Origin of the sequence: Streptomyces sp. YIM 98790 (assembly GCF_011421595.1) — a bacterium.
In the GTDB taxonomy this organism is placed as follows: Bacteria; Actinomycetota; Actinomycetes; order Streptomycetales; family Streptomycetaceae; genus Streptomyces.
In genome coordinates, this window is sequence record NZ_WTLH01000379.1 from 1 (window position 1) to 1,510 (window position 1,510).

The following is a 1,510-nucleotide window of genomic DNA, read 5'->3' on the forward strand; positions in this document are numbered from 1 at the left end:
GAGGTCGGCGGGGCCGTCCCCGGCGGCCGGGACGGGCTCCGGCCCGGACCCGGGCTCTGGCACCGCCTCGGGCTCGGACTCGGACTCGGGCGCCGCGGGGCGGCCGGCGGCCGGCCGGTCACCCTCCGCAGCCACGGGCAGGGCGGGGGCCTCCTCGGTGATCTCGTCCCCGTCTCCTGCCCCGTTCTCGTTCTCGTCCGCGAGGCCGTCGGGACCGCTGCCGTCCGCCGCCCCGGCCGCCTCGCCGGCGGCCTCCGGCGCGCCGGACTTCCGCGCGGCTCTTGCGGCCTTTGCCGCCTTTGTTGCCCCCACGAGATCGGAAAGCCGCGTCATCGTCGTCGAATCGTTACCCCGCTCTTCGCTCTCATTCGGGGCCGTTCCGTCCGCCGCCTCGGCCACCTCGGACCGCCGCAGCATCGTCGTTGCCTGGTCAGGCGTATTGCCGGCGCTCATTTCCGCGCTCGTCTCCCCCACGTCGTCCCCGTGTTCGGCCGCGTCCGCGGGAACCATGTCCCGCCCCTTGGACGTCTTCTCCGGTGACTGCTTCTGCTCCCGATCGCGTTGCGAAGTGTCCGGGGACCGGCCCGCCACTCCTGCCTCCCTCATTGCTGGTCCAAGGGCATTGCGCCGCTATCAGTGTGCCGGGTCCGCGGCGCACCCGAACGACTCTCCGCGGAGGTTCGAAACCCGCCATCCAGAGAGACTGGACGACAACGACATATCTACGGGTTCCATTACGAAACGAACACGCGCTCTCGACAGAACTCTGTGAGAGGCGTCACCCTGTCTTTCATCCACGCGGGGAGGCATGGATGGGCAGGAGTCGTAGAAGCATTCCGGAGGAGCTGCTGCTGCTCGCCCTGGACCCGGCCACGGGTACCACGGCACAGCCGCAGTCCCTAGATCTCGGCCTTGCCGGGGCACAGCTCGTGGAGCTGGCTCTGGCGGGGCGAATAGCCCCTGACGGCGATCGCATCGTGGTGGTTCTGCCACGGCCGACAGGGGACCCGACACTCGACTGTGCACTGGAGCTGCTGCGCAGGCGCGGCGCTCCGGTACGCGCGGTCAACTGGATCGGCGGTCCACGGCTCGGGCTGCGCCAGACGTATCTGGCGCACCTGGAGCGCTGCGGCATGGTGCACGCCGTGGAGAGCCAGATGTGCGGCGTACTGCCGACGACCCGGTACCAGGCGACGGATACCGAGGTCAGCAGGCAGATCAAGGCGCGTCTGGACACCGCGATCCGCACCGGTACGCCACCGGACGCACGCACCGCCGCGCTGGCCGCCCTGGCCCACGCGGTCGGGCTCGGCAAGCATCTCTACCCGGGCAACGAGGGCCGTTCGTCCCGCTCCAGGCTGCGGGATCTGATCCGGCACGACCCGATGGGCGGTCTCGTGGCGCACGCCGTGATGGACGTCCAGAACGGCGTGGCCGGACAGGCCCGGCGCCCGGCCGCCGCGGCAGGCGGCAACGGCGCCCGTGCCCGCAGGCCCGCCGCGCCCGCTCC

Annotated in this window: 1 protein-coding gene and 1 pseudogene; one reads left to right on the forward strand and one right to left on the reverse strand. The window is 71.6% G+C overall.

Features of this window, described 5'->3' with window-relative positions; all coding sequences use genetic code 11:
• Nucleotides 1–510: pseudogene (locus tag GQS09_RS28220) on the reverse strand (hypothetical protein); the annotation flags it as partial.
• Between the two features lie 302 nt (nt 511–812).
• On the opposite strand from GQS09_RS28220, the gene GQS09_RS28225 reads away from it, so the two are divergent.
• Nucleotides 813–1,510, forward strand: a 698-nt coding sequence (locus tag GQS09_RS28225) for a GPP34 family phosphoprotein (RefSeq protein WP_243761892.1), incomplete at its 3' end; no start/stop codon positions are given.